The sequence below is a fragment of the Actinoplanes sp. ATCC 53533 genome, from assembly GCF_003947245.1.
The window spans coordinates 21,985-38,192 of the sequence record NZ_QHHV01000055.1; the positions used below are offsets into that span (position 1 = coordinate 21,985).

Below are 16,208 nucleotides of genomic sequence, written 5' to 3' on the forward strand. Positions count from 1 at the left end.
ATTCCCCTCTCACCACGTCGGCGCGGGTAGGACGTCGGTGGCCGCGACCGCGACGGCACCGGGATCGGCGTCGGCGTGGGCGTGCGCCTCGGCGGCGCTGAGCTTGTCGCGGCGCAGCGCGGTGCCGCGCCGCACCTGCCAGCGCTGACCGGTGACGGTGACCCGCGGCTCGGCGTCCCGGCGGTAGTCGCGGTCGGCGCGGAAGCCGGCGCCCGCGAGCACCCACGCCGCCAGCGCCGTGCCGACGAGCAGCTTCGGCGCGGGTTCGGGCAGCCGGAACTGCTGCACCTGCACCGGCACCGTCTGCACGGCCGGACCCGCGGCGGCGTCCGTGCCGAACCGGCCGCCCGCGACGAGCCGGTCGAACGCCGGCCGGTTCAGCGCCTCGGCGTCCGTGAGGTCGGTGAACGTACCCGGCGCGAAGTCGTCGCGCTCGTCGCCGGCCAGTTGCGGGCCGGCCAGCGTGACCGTCTGCGGCCCGGGCAGCTGCGCACCCTCGAACCGGTGCAGGACCAGGCCGAGCGGCGCGCGGCGCTGCGCCCAGACGAGCCGCCCGCGGCCCGGCACCAGCGGCCGCCCGGCCGTGCCGGGCGAGAGCACCACCATCGCGTCCTCGCCGCCGTCGGCGCGCAGGTTGCGGGCGTCGCGCAGCGCGTCGGCCAGCTCGTCGAGCGCCGACGCGACCGCGCGCACCGCCGCCGGCGTGTGCTGCCCGAGGCTGAACGAGCCCCGCCAGGAGATCGAGAAGAACAGGATGTCGATGCTGAGCGAGCCGGAGAACGTGACCGGCCCGGGGCCGGACAGCGTGCCGCGCACCCGCACCCCGGCGAACGAGCGCCCGTGGTAGCGGACCCGCAGCCCGGCCCGGAAGTCCGCGACGAAGGCGAACGGCGAGAACCGGATCAGCACATCGAAGTCGAAGAAGCCCTCGGCCGTCAGGCTGCCCGCGCGCAGCACCACCTCGACGGCGGCGCCGAGCTGCAGCGTGTTGCCAGTGATCGCGAAGTACCCGGCCAGCCGCAGGTAGCAGCTGTCGGAGCGGCTGCCGCGGGTCATCGCCACCCGGGTCAGGCTCGGCGGCACGACCATCGGCTCGGGGTTGAAGGCCGGGTGGAAGCCGCCGATCGCCAGGGCCACGTACGGCCGGTCGCCCCAGGACAGCCGGAACGCCGCGCCGCCGGTCAGGTCGAACACGCCGAGCAGCTTCGAGTCGATCAGCACCGCGTCGAACTCGATGCTGCGCCGGGTGGTGTCGACCACGCCGACGATGTCGAGCTGGAGTCTCAGCGCCGGTTCGGCCTCGGTGCCGCCGAGGCGCGTGTGTGCCGTGCCGAGCAGCACGATGCGGGTGGGGCCGGGCAGCACGAAGAACAGCCCGAGGTCGAACCGCACCAGGCCGAGCCAGGACAGCTTCACGGTGGGCCCGACGACGTGCGTGCCGGGCGCCGCCGGGAACAGCGCCCCGAGGTCGGCGCAGATGGCCACGGCGTTGCCGGCCGGGTTCTCGGGGGCGAGCAGGCGCCCGGCCGCGCCGGTGGCGATGCGCTGGCGCAGCGCGTCCACGTCGACGCGGCGGTTGATGCCGAGCAGGCCGCCGACGCCGGTGAGCGTGAAACCCCAGCCGATCGCGATCGGCGGGAACCGGCCGGACAGGACCGCGAGGAACGAATACCCCTTCGCGCCGCCCGGCAGCCGGGTGTCGAGCACCCCGAAGCCGGTCAGGCCGATCTGTTCGAGCCGCAGGTCGAGCGCGCCGAAGTAGCGGCCGGCCGGGCCGTCGTACCGGATGAAGCCGCCGCCGCGCACCGGGCCCGCGTCCACCGAGACGCCCAGCCCGTCGGGCGCCTTGAACGCCACACCGATGTCCAGGCCCGCGAACGTGCCGGCCTGCCCGGCGGGCGCGGGGGCGAGCGTGACCGCCGCGCCGACCCGGGTCACGGTCAGCCTGACCGGACCGAGCCGCAGGTCGCCGCTGACCGCCACGGTCGCCGCGGCGCCGCCGCCGGAGCGCCCGGCGATGCCGGCGCGCAGCTCGCTGAGCCGCACCGGCCCGAACCCGACGTTCAGCGGTACGGACAACTCCAGGCCGCCGCCGCGGAAGCTCAGCCCGTACTTGGACGACCAGGACAGCGTGCCGGCGAACTCGATCGTGCGGGTGCCGGTGCCGAGCACGGCGGCGAGGAACCCGTCCGCCTGGTCGAGCTGCACGGCGAACCGGATCTTGGACGGCTGCCCCGGCACGTCGGTGCCGACCTCGATGACGAACTCGAGGTCGTCGGCGTGCCCGCGGGCCTCGATCGCCGCTCGTACCCCGTCGATCTCCAGCCGGGTGCCGTCGCGCGAGCCGAACAGGATCATCGGCCGGTCGGGGCGCGCCGCGACGGCCAGCGTGGACCCGACGGCGACCGCGCCGGGCTCGAGGCGGGGCGACACCCCCGACGGCAGGATCTCGACACCGACCGCCCCGTCGGTGTCGAAGCCGCCGGCGACCTCCAGCGTCAACGCGCCGCCGCCGTCCTCGCCGTCCTCGTCTTCGTCCTCGTCGGTCTGGGTGAACTCGCCGCGGACGTGCGGGGCGAGCAGGAGCCCGCGCGGCGCCCCGCCCCAGCTCTCCGGGATCGGGAACGTGGCGAAGCCGATCTCCGCGAAGTCGGCGAGGTCCTCGCCGATCGGCTCGAACAGCAGCGGCACGGCCAGCTCCCGCGGCGCCGAGTCGGACGCGATGCTGCCGTAGTAGCGGCTGCGCAGGGCGTCCGTCGGCGGGTGCAGCCGGGCGAAGCTGCCGTACGCCCGGAACAGCCCGGCGAGGGCCGGCAGCAGGCGCTGGTGGTCGAACTCGGCGGTGCCCCAGTGGTAGGTCGCGGCCAGGTGCCCGAGCGGGTCGGTGACCAGGTCGTCGAGCAGGTCCCAGCGCAGGCGGCGCCGCTGGTAGGGGATGCGCCCGCCGCTCTGCACGACCAGCGTGGAGTCGACCAGGCCGAGCAGGGTCAGGGTGGCCAACCAGGCCGGCTCGTAGTCCCGCAGGTAGCGGATCAGCAGGTAGTCGGGTAGCTCCTGGCTGAGCTGCGCCCACAGCTGTGGGTCGTCGAACGGCGCCGTCGACGAGTCGTTGCCGTCGAGCGTGCCGAGCAGCACGAACAGGGCCTTGGCCGCGTCCATCGTCTGCGGGCCGACGTCCTCGCCGCGCGCGAGCCGCTCGGCCACGGTCAGCAGCGTGCGCAGCGCGCCGATGACCCCGAACGCCGCGACCGCGGCTGCCTGCTGCTCGCTGTCGAGCACGTAGTCGCGGGGCGGGGGAAGCGAGTGGTCGCCCGCCGCGTGTTCGTGGTGCTCGTGCCCGGTGTCCGCCGGCGGCGGCGTGCCGACCAGCCAGCCGAGGTCGCCCAGCAGCGCTGCCATCGCGGCGCCGCTGGTCAGGGCCCGCTCGAGCGGGGCGACGGCCCGGGCCAGGACGAGGGCGAGGTCCGCGGTCAGCGACATGTCACGGCCCCGGCTTCGGCGGTAGCAGGACGGGAACCTTCGGGTCCGAGTCGTACCGGTAGCCCGTGGTCTTGGGCACCGCGGCCCAGCCGCTGCCGACCTTCGTCGGACCGATCTTCTTCGTGTCGAAGGTGGCGCCGACCACCTTGCCGAACGCGTCGTGGTCGGGCGTCCCGGCCTGCCACGGCACCATGTCGGCGTCGATGGCCGTCGCCGGGTCGGGGTAGTCCGTCTTGGCCGGATACTGCGCCCGCTTCTTGTCGTACTGGGCGCTGTAGTACTGCCAGGCGCTCCAGAGCCGGTCGACATTCGCGTGCAGCAGGAAGAAGACGGGGTCGTTGGCCGCGAGCGGCACGTCCATGATGATGCCGCCGACCCACACGTGTGTGCGGTTGTGCAGCTGGGCGCCGCTGACGACGGGCGGGTCGGGCAGTCTTCGCCAGCCTTCGACCACGTTGCGGAAGCTGTCCTCCGCCGGGGCGCTGCGGTTCCAGGGGCCGCTGTCGAAGGACGTGATCATGTCCTTCGTCAAGGTCGCCGGGCTCTCGCCCACCGTCCGCTGTGCGTAGGCGACATCGTTCAGCACGAGGGAGTTGTCGGAGGCGAGCCGCCGGGTGAGGTGCCCGAGGAGGTTCGCCCGGCCGTACTCCGGTTGCCCGGATCGTGAGAAGTAGATGGGCCACTGGTCGTTGTCGCCGTAGTCGCTGGGGACGTAGCCGACCTCCATCGGGGCCCCGAGGTAGTTCACCACCCCGGCACGGCTGGTGGGGAAGACGCCGAGGAGATCCCACGTGAACGGTGTCGTCAGCCCGCCGCTGGCCGTGGCGCGGTCGACCTGCTTGCAGAAGTCCCAGTACGGCAGGGTGATCCGTCCAGGCTTCGGTTGGCCCGCGCCGGGCGCGGGCGGCTTCGGCCCGCTGGGCGGGTTGTAGAGCAGGTAGTCCGCGCGCTTGAGGTCCATCTCGAACAGCCGCAGCAGCCAGCGGTGCCAGGGCAGGAACATGGGTCCACTGTGCACGGTGTTCTGGCCGGCGAGGGCGCCCTCGGTGTGCCAGTGCACGTACTGGTCGTAGACGTTCTTCGGCGTGTTGAGGCCGGTGGTGGGCGGGTCGGGTGGAGAGTACACAGTGGAGTCGGTGGCTGCGGGCGCCAGCGTGTCCCGCGTCAGCGGCATCCGCTTCATCGCGAACAGCGCCGCCTTGACCCGGCCTCTGACCTCCAGGGACAACATCGCCTGATTCCGCCGTACGTCGACAGCCACCGCTCCACCGCTCCGCTCCTTGATCAACCCTGACGTCGTGACGACCGCCCGGCGCGACGCCTACTTGTCGCAGCCGGTCTTCGTCGTGATGTTGAAGCCGACGCAGGTGTCGACGCCTTCGCCGCCGCGGACCCGCTGGTTCTGGCCAACCCCGACGTTCAGGTAGTCGTCGCCGCCGCGGCCGTCGATGGCGTCGTTGCCCTCGCCCGAGTCGAAGTCGTTCTTCGCGCCGTTGCCGATGATGATGTCGCCGAACTTCGTGCCGAGGACGTTCTCCAGGTCGCCGTGCGCGTTCATCGCACCCGGAATGCAGCCGCCCGGCAGCCAGTCGTCGCAGGGGTCCGTGGTGGTGTCGTTGCCGTCGCCGCCGTCGTTCCAGACGCCGTCCATGGACACGTTGACCTCCTCCGTCCAGGCGGAGAAGTCGAGGGTGTCGACGCCGGTGCCGCCCCACAGGTCACCGTTGATGCCCGGGTACAGCGTGTCGTTGTCGTCGTCGCCGTGCACGGTCTCGCCGCCGTAGAGCTGGTCTTTGCCGGAACTGCCCCACAGGTGGTCCTTGAGGTCGGTCTTGACGCCGATCACGTCGTTGCCGGCCTGGCCGTAGAGGGTGTCCTCGCCGTCGCCGCCCTCGAGCTTGTCCTCGCCGAAGCCGCCGTAGAGGAGGTCCTTGCCGGGGCCGCCGGAGATCTGGTCGTTGCCGGGGCCGCCGAGCACGTGGTCGTCGCCGTCGCCGGTCTGCAGGACCGTGTCGATGTCGTACGTGCCGGTCACCTTGTCGTCGCCGTCCTGAAGTTTCAGGGTCACCAGGGTGATCGATGCCGGGCAGAGGACCGAGTGCTTGTCGGCGCTGACGGAGCACACCGAGGCGCCGGTCAGCTTGATGGTCGCGGCCTCGTCGTGGACGGCGAATCCGCCGCCCGTGCGGGGCAGCACGTCGACGTCGTTCGCCGTGCCGAGACCGGCGTCGAAGACGATGGACTGGCCGGTCTGTTTGGCCGTGCCCTGCTGCGCGGCGGCGTCGGCGTCGCGCAGGGTGAAGGCGACCGAACCGACGACCACGGCTGCGGTGGCGGTGGCGATCGCGGCGGGCTTGACGAACTTGTGCATGTTCATGGGGTGCTTGGGCTCCATGGAATGTGGGTGGGGTCAGGTGGCGGGCAGTTCGACGAATGTGCCCGGGCAGGTGCCGCCGACGGCGGCCATCGCCGCGGCGATGAACGGGAGGGACCGCGGCTCGTCGGCGTGTTCGACGCCGGCGATCTCGTGGAAACAGGCTCCGCCGTCCAGCCGGGTGATGTCCGCGGTGTCCTTGGTGCTGCGGATCGTCGTGTACGCGACGTCGCCCGGCGTGTCGTCACCCTCGTCGAGGTCCCACAGGAAGGGGTTGAACGGGCACATCTGGCCGCCGTCCTGCTCGCCGAGCAGGCAGGCGGGAAGGTAGCCGTACTGCGCTGAACCCATCGACACGTAGGTGCGCACCTCGGCGGCTCCACCGAGACGCTTGATGTACCAGCGCGTCGACAGGCCGCCCATGCTGTGCCCGACCAGGTGGACCTTCGCCGCGCCGGTCTGCGCCCGGGCGGTGTGCACCAGGCCCGCGATGGTGTGGGCGTTGACGATGTTGTTCTGGCCCGGCAGCTGCACCACGTAGGCCGGGTAGCCGGCTGCGGTGAACGCGTCCCGCAGCGCGGACATGTCGGCGGTGGAGCCGGCCCATCCGTGCACCAGGATCACCGGTTCCCGGGCTACCTCGCCGGCTGACGCCGGTGCGGCGGACAGAGCCGTCACCAGCAGCGCGACGACGACCGAGCCCAGCGCCATGACGGACCTCATGCTGTTTTTCTCCCCCTGTGTACTGTGACGCCCACATCGTGCCGGTCAGGGCTGCAACCGCGCTGACGTGGCGCTGACGTGGCGCTGGAACGGCAGGGGTTTACAACTGCTGTTGTTCGAGCGCTCTTTGGCGCCCGTAGGTGTGCTGTGGTGTCCGGCTCGCCGGCGACGGGTTTCATGAAGTGTCGTACCCCTAGCCGATACTGATCCCGTAACGCCGAGGGAAGGGTGCGGGTGTGAAGTCGATGCAGGCCTATCGGTTCGCGTTGGACCTCACCCCCAGCCAGGAACGTGCGGTGTGGTCGCACGCCGGTGCGGGCCGCAAGGCCCACAACTGGGCCCTCGCTCGGGTCAAGGCGGTGCTGGATCAGCGGGCCGCGGAACGCTCGTACGGCCTGGCCGACGACGCGCTCACGCCCGCGTTGAGGTGGTCGCTGCCAGCCCTACGCAAGGCGTGGAACGCGGCGAAGGAGCAGGTGGCGCCGTGGTGGCGGGAATGTTCGAAAGAGGCCTTCAACACCGGCCTCGACGCTTTGGCCCGCGGGTTGAAGAACTGGTCCGACTCCCGCACCGGTAAACGCGCCGGACGCAAGGTCGGCTTCCCGCGGTTCAAGACGAAACACCGCACGACGCCGTCGGTGCGGTTCACCACCGGGACGATCCGGGTCGAGCCCGACCGCAAGCACGTGGTGCTGCCCCGGCTGGGCCGGTTGAAGCTGCACGAGTCCGCCCGGAAACTCGCCCGGTCGAAGCGGTGGCTGCGGGCCAAGGCCCGGCTCGGCCGGGCGCATGCCAGGGTGGCGAATCTGCGCCGTGACGGGCTGCACAAACTCACCACGAGGCTGGCCCGCGAGCATGCCACCGTTGTGGTGGAGGATCTCAACGTCGCCGGGATGATGGCCAACCGCCGGTTGGCCCGGCATGTCGCTGACGCCGGGAAACGTCTACCCGGCACCGCACCCGCGGGCAAGACCGGGACCGTTCCGCCGCAAGGCAGGGCTGCCGCATGAGCGCCCAAACAGCACTCAATGGCAACGGAAGCATGCAGGTGCGCCTGCTCGGACCGGTCGAGGTAATCGGCCCGGACCGCACCGTCCGCCCGGTGTCCGGGCTGCGCCGCAAGGCGGTGCTCGCCGCCCTCGCGTTGTGGGCCGGCGAGATCGTCAGCACCGACCGGCTCATCGAGGCGGTGTGGGGCAAGAACGCGGACGTCGCCCTCAACACGGTGCAGAGCCACGTGTCGTACCTGCGCCGGGTGCTCGGCGACCCGGCGGCGATCGTCACCCGTGCTCCCGGATACCTGCTCGATCTGGGCCCCGACGGCACCGACGTCGCGGTCGCCGAGCGCCTGCTCCGGGCCGCCCGGCAAGAGGGCAACCTCGTGCGGCGGGTCGAGCTGCAGCGGTCGGCGCTGGCGCTGTGGCGAGGCCGGCCGCTGGCCGACGTGGCCGGCCTGCCCTGGCTGGCCGCCCAGTCCGACCGGCTGGCCACGCTCGCCTCCGATGCCCGTCGGTCCCTGATCGAGTCCCGGCTGGCCCTCGGCGAGCACGCCGACCTGCTGCCCGAGCTGGGTCAGCTGGCCGGCGAGCACCCGTTCGACGAGCACGCCCAGGGCCAGTTGGTGCTGGCGCTCTACCGGTCGGGGCGCCAGGCCGACGCGCTGGCCGTACTGCGGGAGGTGCGGGCGCGGCTCGCCGCCGATCTCGGTATCGATCCCGGTCCGGCGTTGCAGGAGCTGGAGGCGGCCGTGTTGCGGCAGAGCCCCGAGCTCGCACCCCCGCACGTCGAACCCGCCCGCCCGCACCTCGAACCCGCACGCCCGGCGCGGCCGGCAGCCGCGCCCCTGCTCGGCCGGCGCGACGAGCTGTCCGTCCTGATCCGCCTGCTCGACGCGACCTGGGACGACGCCGTGCCCGTGGTCGCCGTCAGCGGCGATCCCGGCATCGGCAAGACCAGCCTGGTACGCGAGTTCGCCCGGCACGCCCAGCAATCCGGCCGGAGGGTGGCCTGGGGCCGGGCCTCCGAATACGAGGAACACGTCCCGTTCGCCCTGATCACCGACGTGCTGGCGGACCTCGGGGCTCCGCTGACCGACCTGCCGGCCGGTGACGCCGCGCTGCTCCATGAGCTGCTGCCGGCGATCGGCGGCGGTGCGGCGCCCGTCCTCGGCGGCGAACGGTACCGGCTGCACCGGGCCGTGCGCAGCCTGCTCGAGTCCGCCGCCGGCCCGGCCGGCCTGCTGATCGTCCTCGACGACCTGCACTGGGCCGACCCCGGCTCGGCTGAGCTGCTGGAGCATCTGCTGCGGCATCCGCCCGCCGGGCCGGTGCTGTTCGCCGTGTCGTACCGGCCGCGGCAGCTGTCCGGCCGCCTGCGGGCCGGCCTGGGCCGGGCCGTCATCGACGGCGTCGCGCGGACTCTGGAGCTGGGCCCCCTGGCCCGGGCCGACGCCGACGAGCTGCTGCCGCGGCGGCTGTCCGCGGCCCGCCGCCGCGAGCTGTACGACGCCAGCGGCGGAAACCCGTTCTACCTGCAGGCACTGGCGCGGGCGGACCTGGGCCGGCTGTCCGCCGTACGGGCGGCGGACGGCGACACGTTGCCCAGGCATGTCCAGGCCGCGCTGGCCGCCGAGCTCGGCGCCCTGGCGCCGATCGATGCGCGGGTGGCGTGGGCCGCCGCGCTGGCCCCGGAGGTGGCCGAGCCGGAGCTGGTCGCACGCACGGCGGAACTGTCCGAGCAGGAGGTCCTCGCCGCCCTGGACCGGCTGGTGACCCGCGACATCCTCCGCGCCGGCCCGCTGCACGACCGGTTCCAGTTCCGGCACCCGCTGCTGCGGAGGGCCACCTACGAGGCCATCGACCCCGGGTGGCGGGTCGGTGCCCATGCCCGGGCGGCGGAGACGCTCCGCAAGCTCGGTGCGGCCCCCGCGGAACAGGCGCACCACCTGGAACGCTGCGCCTCCCGCGGCGACCTGGAGGCCGTGGAGGTCCTCCGGAAAGCCGGCGACGACGCCCTGAACAGCAACCCCGGCGTCGCCGGCCACTGGTTCGGCACAGCGTTGCGGCTGCTGCCGGACAGCCCGGAGGCCGCCGGCGCACGGATGGAGCTGCTGGTCGCGCGGGCCCAGGCGCTCGCCGTGAGCGGCCGGCTGCGGGAGAGCCGGCAGACCCTGCACGAGCTGCTGCACCTGATCCCGGTCGCGGCGGCCGATCCGCGCGCCGCCCTGGTCGCGCTCTGCGCCGGCATCGAACGCCTGCTCGGACGGCACGCCGAAGCCCAGGCCCAGCTCGCCGCCGAGCTGGCGAGGCTGCCCGCGGCCGAGGACCGTGCCGCCGCGATCCTGTTGCTGGGCCTGGCCAGCGACTTCACCAACGGCGGCGGCCACGGCCCCTCGGTCGAGGCCGTCGCGGCCGCCCGCCGGTCCGGCGACCGCCCGGTGCTGGCGGCCGCGCTGGCCACCTCCGTCCTCAACGACCAGTGGACCGGCCGCCTCGGCCCCGGCACCGGCGACCGGTTGACCGAGGCCGCCGCGCTGGTGGACGCGATGCCGGACGCCGAGGTCGCCCAGTTGCTGCACGGGGTCGCCTGGCTGTCGACCGCGGAGCTGTGCCACGACCGCCCGCACGACGCGGCCCGGCACGCCGAACGCGCCCTGCACACCGCCCGGGCGAGCGGGCAGACCACCCTGGCCGGCCAGATCCACGCCCTGCGCGCCTGCATCCAGCGGGCACTGGGTGATCTGCCGGCGGCGGCGCGCTGCCTCGAGGACGCCCGCGACGCGGCAGCGCTGCTCGACACCGACGAATTCACCTCGCTCGTGCTGGCCTACCAGTGCAGCGTCACCGCGCTGCGGGGCGACGTCGACCTGGCGCTGAGGCTGGGCCACGAAGCGGTCGCTCTGGCCGGCACCCGGCGGGACTACTTCGCCGGCGTGGCCGCCGGGGCCCTGGCCCAGGCGCTGCTCCACGCCGGCGATCCGGCCGAATGTGTCGCCGTCCTGCTGGGCGAGGCGGACAGCCCTCAGCTCGACGGCATCGACCCGCTGAACCGCAGCGGATGGTGCCTGATGCTGGCCGAGGCCGAGGCCGCACTCCGACGACCGGAACAGGCGATGCGGTGGGCCGACCGTGCGCAGGCCGAAGCCGACCTGATCGACTCGCCCAGGCGGTCCGGCTCGGCCCGGCTCGCGCGGGCGTACGCGTTGCTGGCGACGGATCCGGCCGCCGCGGGGGCACACGCCGGTGCGGCGCTGCGGTTGTTCACCACCGCTGCGGACCCGATCGGCGCCGGGCTGGCGCACCTGGTCCTGGGGACGAGCGGCGGCGCGCACGCCCACTTCACCCGGGCCCACTCGTACTTCGAGCGCTCCGGCGCTCACCTGCTGGTCGCCCGCACCCGTCGCGCCCAGGACGCCCTCCCGCATCGCTGATCGCCGACAGGAACGCGACGGATCAGCCCGGCCACGCCACATCGGATTCCGGATCCTCGTGACCCGCGCGGGATCGGTCACCCGCTGTCCGCGCTGCCCAGCGTCGCGGTCCGCGCGCTCCCGGCAGCGCGACCGGGCCACCCGCGAAAGCAGCGGCCCGGCCCCGGTCAGCGCGACCGGGCCACCTGCGAAACCGGCGGCCCGGCCCCGGTCAGCGCAGCCGGGTCGCCCGCGGCACCAGCGCACCGGTGAAGTAGCCGGGAACCGCGGAAGCGTCGGTGGTGGCGACGACGGCGTACGTACCGTCCAGAGACAAGGCGGCCCCGTCCCAGACCATGCGGGTGGCCAGGTAATCCTCGGCCGGCGGCACATACCAGTCGCCGAGACGACTGGACACCCCGGTCGCCGGCGTCACCCACAGCAGCGCGGACCGGTCGTTGGCCGAGTCGAACGGATCGGAGCGGTGCACCCCGACGACGGCACGGGAGCCGTCGCGCGACAGCCGGCCCGAGATGATCTGATCGCTGGTGGGACCTGCGCCCGGGTCGCGGCTGGCCACGGTGGTCGTGCCGGTGCTCAGATCACGCCAGTAGGCCTGCGTGAAGTAGGTCTCGGCGTCGGTCAGGTCATCCATCGAGGTGAACAGGGCATATCGGCCGTCGGCCGAGAGATCCAGCAACTCACCCCAGGCGTCCGGGTCACCGTCCGCCCAGGCGGACACCATGATCGTGGTACGGGCGGTCAGGTCCCGCCGGTAGGCATGCGAGGTGTAAGAACTCTGTCCGTTGGCGCTCAGATCGGCGGCCATGGAGGTGAACCCGACGTACCGGCCGTCGTCGGAGATCACCGGCGTGCTGCTCTGATCGTCGCCGGCGTCCCCGCCGCGGGTGACGCTGACCAGCGTCTGCACACCGGTCGCCACGGTGGCGACGAGCACCTGCGCGGTGATGGCATAGCCGCTGCCGCCCCACAGGGCCGGTTCGGCGGAGACGTAGGAGACCGACGTGCCGGTGCCGTTGACCGACGGCGAACGGCTGCTCCCGGCCGCCGTCCCCCCGGCGGGGCGGCTGATCAGTCGCACCGTGCCGGTGGTCCGGTCGGCCAGGTAGACGTCGCTGCTGTCGTTGGCGTCCTCGGCGGTCAGCCGCGCGTCGGAGGTGAACGCGACCCACCGCCCGTCGGCGGAGATGTCCGGCTCCCAGCTATCCCCCTCGCCCACCAGGCCACCGGGGGCGCGACTGACCAGCGTGGTCGTCGCGGTGGCCAGGTCGGTGACGAACACGTCGGCGGCGCTGTTGGTGTCGCCGGAGACGAGGTCACCGCCGGTCGCCACGAAGGCGGCGTATCGGCCGTCGGCACTCAGCGACGGCGACCCGGCGTCGCTGGACAACTGCCCGCCACCGGGACCCCGAGCGACCGGGACCGACTCGTTCAACGCCGGCAATCCCGGCGCCCGCACCGCCACGGTCACCGCCGACGTCGCCGTGCCGCCGGCGGCATCGCGCACCCGTACCGTCACGGAGGCCGCCGCGGCAATCGCCGCCGGCGTCCCGGAGATCACACCCGCCGCGCTCAGCGTCAACCCGGCCGGCAACGTGCCCCCGGCGATGCTCCAGCTGTACGGCCCGACGCCGCCGGTGGCCCGTAGCGTCCCGCTGTAACCGCGGCTGACCAGGGCGTCCGGCAGCCGCCGGGTGGCCACGGTGGCCAGCGCGAGCGGCGTGGTGAGGGTGCTCAGCAGCAGGTTCGCGGTGTCGCCCGGCACCCCGGCGATCCGGTCGGGCGTGGCCATCGAGGTGAGCCGTGCCGCCACCACCGACGGTGTGAGCTGCGGCTCGCGGCCGAGCAACAGCGCGGCCGCGCCGGCCACGTGCGGGGTCGCCATCGACGTACCCGAATTGGTCGTGCTGGCTGTCGGCGACCAGGTCGCGGCGGACAGCACGCCGTCACCCGGCGCGAGGATGTCCACGCACGGGCCGCGGTTGGAGAACGAGGCCAGCCGGTCATCGTCGGTGGTCGCGCCGGCTGTCACCGCGGCCGGCGCCCGGGCCGGGCTGTGCTGGCAGGCATCGCTTCCGGCGTTGCCGGCCGCCGCGACCACCACGATCCCGTCGGCGATGGTCGCGTTGACGGCCTGGTCCAGCGCCGGCGACGGATCACCGCCGAGGCTCAGGTTGACGACCGCGGGACCGCTCGTGTGGTGCCCGATCACCCAGTCGAGCCCGGCGATGACCCCCTCGTCGGTGCCGTTCCCCTGACAGTCCAGGACCCGCACCCCGACAACGGCCGCCCCCTTCGCCACCCCGTACGTGGTCCCGGCGAGCGTGCCGGCCACGTGCGTCCCGTGCCCGTGGCAGTCGATGACCCCGAACGGGTCGTCAACGGTGCTGACCGGCGCGCTGGCCCGCCCCCCGAACTCGCTGTGGGTGGGCATCACCCCGGTGTCCACCACATACGCGGTGACCCCGGCCCCACCCCCGGTCCAGGTGTATGTGCCGTTCAGCGGCAACGCCCGCTGGTCGACCCGGTCGAGCCCCCACGGCGCCCCGCTCTGCGTGTCGCTGATCCGCACCTGCCGAACCGGCTCGACCGCGGCGACCGCCGGATCGCGGCGCAGCTCAGCGGCCTTCGCCGGGGTGAGGTCCGCGGTGAACCCGGGCAGCGCGGAGGTGAACTGTCGCCGCACCGCCACGCCCGCCCCGCGGGCCACCGTGCCGGCCCGCCCCTTCTGCTCACCGGCAGTGAGACGAACGATGTATCTGATCGGCGTCCCCGCCGCGGCCTCGGCCGGCGCCGCCACGACACCGCCGCCCAGCATCACCGCCAGCGTCGCACCGAATGCCCCCAGCCGTCCTGACCGTCCCCATAAGACAGGGCGTTTCCCCTCGGACAACCCGGCCTCCCCCGACCGATCAAGCATCGAGGATCCATCTTGGCCGACGATGGAATCCACGTCCTAGAGAAATGCCACGCGTGACGGATGGCGGACAAGTAGACCGCGGGCCATGGCGAAATCGCCCGTGATCTGCCATGCGGATCGGCGAACCGCACGGCGGTCCGGTTGAGGAAACCGTCGGTCCAGCGCCCGTCCCGTGCTCCCTCGCGGTGGCCGTGGCGGGCGGCGACCTCGTAGCCGAGGTGACGCGCCGCTTGTGCGCGAGGTCGCCGCGTCGGCGGGGCGTTGTTCATCGCGCTGCGGTGCTGTTCACGAGGCTGGGAGGCGTGCCCGCGCGAACCGCTCGCGGGGATGCGCCCAGCTCGCGGTGGCAGGCTTTGTTGAAGGCTTGCAGGTCGTTGATCCCGACGGCGGCTGCGATTGCCGGGATGGACAGCGTGGATTCGCACAGCAGGTGTCGGGCCCGGGCCAGTCGGCGGCGACGGATGTGGGTCACGACGGTGTCGCCGGTTTCGGCGTGGAACAGCCGGGTCAGGTGGTTGTGCGAGATGCCGGCCGCGCGGGCTATCGCCGGCACCGTGAGCGGGCCGGCCAGGTGGGCTTCGATGTAGGCGATCGCTGTGACCACCGCCGGGTGGCCGTCGCCCGGAGCCGATGGCGGGCTCAATTCGGCCACCCGCCAGAGCGCCGCCCATACCTCGGCCGTGGCTCGGGCCGGTGCGTTCGGCATCGCTGCGATGGCCTGCAGCAGCAGGCTGGACAGCATGGGTACGGCGGTGCCGGCGTCTTGCATCAGCGGCAGCGTGCGGGGCTCGCCGGTTTTCGACAGGCGCAGGTGGGCGTAGAGGTGCTCGGAGCGTCCGCGGTAGTGGTAGTGCACCTGCGTGCCGGGCGGGATCAGGCTCACGTATCCGGGACGGATGGGATGTGTGGTGCCGGCGACGGTCAGCTCGGCCGAGTAGCGGTAGAGGTGTAGTTGCCAGAGGTCGGGCAGCAGGAACACGTCGTGCAGGCCGGTGGTGCCGTGCACGCCGAGACCCACGCTGGCGACGCGGGGTGCGGCGTCGAGCCGCACCGTGACGGTGTGCATGGTGAGAATTTACCAGTGAAGGTGAATGCAGCCCACGCGCTCGCAGCCTTGCTTCGCCTAGCGTTGCCGCATAGCGACCAGTGATGAGGGAGAAGAGGATGCAACTGCTGACCTCGGTGCAGATGGCGCACTTCGTGGCTCACGGGTCCTTGACCCTGACCTCGGTGGTGCCGGCGGAGATGAATGCGGAGGCGATCGGCGTGCTCTCCGCGGGCATCGCGCAGGTGCCGTACGGCACGCCCGTGCCGGAGGCTTTCGCCGCCGGGTCCTTTCCGCGGCGCCTGGTGGACCTGCCCGCGGTGGCGGGGGCGCTGCGCAGCCTGGTCGGGCCTTCTCCGAACATCGACCATCATGCCGTGCACATTCGCCCGCCGCGGGAGGGCGCCGCGCAACCGCTGCACGGCGACGCCATCATCGACGTGCGGCCCGACGCGTTCGACGTTCAGCTCATGTATTACCCGCACGAGGTGACCCTCGACATGGGTGGAACGCTGAGTGTGCCGGGCAGCCACCTGCGCCGGACGAACGAGAGCGATACCGGCCGCTATCAGAACCTGCGCGGGCAGACCCGGCTGGTGTGCCCGGCCGGCACGGTGGTCCTGCTGCACCACGGGCTCTGGCACGGTGGCCGGCGCAACGACACGGACAGGCCGCGGTACATGTTCAAGATTCGCTTCAATCCGACCGTGCCGCAGGTCCGGCTCTGGGACACCGATGACCTCGCCGATCCGGCGGTGGCAGAGCAGTTGCGCACCGACTTTCCCTGGTACGAGCAGGCCACCGGTCGTCTTGAGTTCTACAACCGGGCCCGGATGTGGCGGGCGTTGACCGGCGACGAGACCTTCGACCTGGATCACTGGGTGACCCGGGTGACCAACCGTCCGCGGCCGCTGGCCGCCGCCGGCACCGATCGGAGCAGCCGATGACCGCGCCCACCGACCACATCACCCGCCAGCAGGTGTTGGTCCTGTATCTGGGCACCTCCGCGCTCGACAGCGCCGTCGTCGGGTGGTCATGGTACGACGGCACCGGCCGCGCCACGCCGACGACGGGCGACAGCGACGAGCCGCCGTACGAGACCGGCGTGGCCGCGTTGCGGGACGGCTGGCGGCTAATCCAGGCGGCCCAGTTGATCCCGCCCTACCCTGGCCACGAGTACGACGTCTCGTTCCTCAAGCACGAGTTCCTGTTCGAGAAGCTGATCACTCTCACTTGA

At 72.8% G+C, this 16,208-nt stretch carries 10 protein-coding genes; 4 read left to right on the forward strand and 6 right to left on the reverse strand.

The window, feature by feature from the left end; translation table 11 throughout:
• Positions 1-9 precede the first annotated feature (9 nt).
• Genes DMB66_RS18660 through DMB66_RS18675 form a run of 4 tightly spaced genes read right to left on the reverse strand, consistent with a single transcriptional unit; the run spans position 10 to position 6,577 of the window.
• On the reverse strand, positions 10-3,480 hold the full coding sequence (locus DMB66_RS18660; RefSeq protein WP_125805371.1) for a DUF6603 domain-containing protein: 3,471 nt from the start codon (positions 3,478-3,480) through the stop codon (positions 10-12).
• A 1-nt stretch (position 3,481) separates the two neighbouring features.
• On the reverse strand, positions 3,482-4,741 hold the full coding sequence (locus DMB66_RS18665) for a tyrosinase family protein (protein WP_125805372.1): 1,260 nt from the start codon (positions 4,739-4,741) through the stop codon (positions 3,482-3,484).
• Between the two features lie 60 nt (positions 4,742-4,801).
• Entirely contained in the window at positions 4,802-5,857 is a 1,056-nt protein-coding gene (locus DMB66_RS18670; RefSeq protein WP_158647273.1) for a calcium-binding protein, read from the reverse strand.
• Positions 5,858-5,890: 33 nt separating this feature from the next.
• Complete coding sequence (locus tag DMB66_RS18675; RefSeq protein ID WP_125805374.1) at positions 5,891-6,577, reverse strand: triacylglycerol lipase; 687 nt, start codon at positions 6,575-6,577, stop codon at positions 5,891-5,893.
• A 245-nt stretch (positions 6,578-6,822) separates the two neighbouring features.
• Here DMB66_RS18675 and DMB66_RS18680 point away from each other — a divergent pair, with 245 nt between their 5' ends.
• On the forward strand, positions 6,823-7,587 hold the full coding sequence (locus DMB66_RS18680; protein ID WP_233624693.1) for a transposase: 765 nt from the start codon (positions 6,823-6,825) through the stop codon (positions 7,585-7,587).
• Positions 7,584-11,006 (forward strand): BTAD domain-containing putative transcriptional regulator, encoded by a 3,423-nt coding sequence (locus tag DMB66_RS18685; RefSeq protein WP_125805376.1) that lies wholly within the window; start codon positions 7,584-7,586, stop codon positions 11,004-11,006. The genes DMB66_RS18680 and DMB66_RS18685 overlap by 4 nt, the downstream gene beginning before the upstream one ends.
• A 211-nt stretch (positions 11,007-11,217) precedes the next feature.
• On the opposite strand, the gene DMB66_RS18690 is transcribed toward DMB66_RS18685, so the two are convergent.
• Both DMB66_RS18690 and DMB66_RS18695 read right to left on the reverse strand, forming a co-directional pair.
• Positions 11,218-13,824 carry a S8 family serine peptidase gene (locus DMB66_RS18690; RefSeq protein WP_158647274.1) on the reverse strand — a complete coding sequence of 869 codons (2,607 nt, stop codon included), beginning with the start codon at positions 13,822-13,824 and terminating at the stop codon, positions 11,218-11,220.
• Positions 13,825-14,191: 367 nt separating this feature from the next.
• Complete coding sequence (locus DMB66_RS18695; RefSeq protein ID WP_125805378.1) at positions 14,192-14,992, reverse strand: AraC family transcriptional regulator; 801 nt, start codon at positions 14,990-14,992, stop codon at positions 14,192-14,194.
• 98 nt (positions 14,993-15,090) lie between these two features.
• On the opposite strand from DMB66_RS18695, the gene DMB66_RS18700 reads away from it, so the two are divergent.
• Both DMB66_RS18700 and DMB66_RS18705 read left to right on the forward strand, forming a co-directional pair.
• Positions 15,091-15,918: a phytanoyl-CoA dioxygenase family protein gene (locus DMB66_RS18700; protein WP_199752470.1), complete on the forward strand. Its 828-nt coding sequence runs from the start codon at positions 15,091-15,093 to the stop codon at positions 15,916-15,918.
• A complete protein-coding gene (locus tag DMB66_RS18705) occupies positions 15,915-16,208 on the forward strand; it encodes a hypothetical protein (protein WP_125805379.1) in 294 nt (97 codons plus the stop codon). The genes DMB66_RS18700 and DMB66_RS18705 overlap by 4 nt, the downstream gene beginning before the upstream one ends.